Below are 280 nucleotides of genomic sequence, written 5' to 3'. Positions count from 1 at the left end.
GTGCCGGACGAGTTGTGGGAGTTGTTCCAGTTGGTGGTGCCGGCGGCGCCGACCCGCCCGCAGGGCGGTGGTCGGCGCCGCTACGGGGACCGCGAGGTGCTGGCGGCGATCGTGTTCGTCGCGACGTCGGGGTGCACGTGGCCCAGCTGCCGCCCTGTTTCGGTCCGTCCGGGCCCACCGCGCACCGGCGCTTCACCGAGTGGAGCAGGGCCCGGGTGTGGGCCAAGCTCCACCGGGTGGTCCTGGAGGAGCTCGGCGCACGGGGCGAGCTGGACTGGTC

The 280-nt window shown here is 74.3% G+C and carries 1 pseudogene; it reads left to right on the top strand.

The features are described from left to right. A pseudogene (locus PUR61_RS38375) lies at positions 1–280 on the top strand (transposase); the annotation flags it as partial.

The sequence above is a fragment of the Streptomyces sp. BE20 genome, from assembly GCF_036322525.1.
GTDB lineage: Bacteria > Actinomycetota > Actinomycetes > Streptomycetales > Streptomycetaceae > Kitasatospora.
This window is presented reverse-complemented; position numbering and strand designations above follow the sequence as displayed.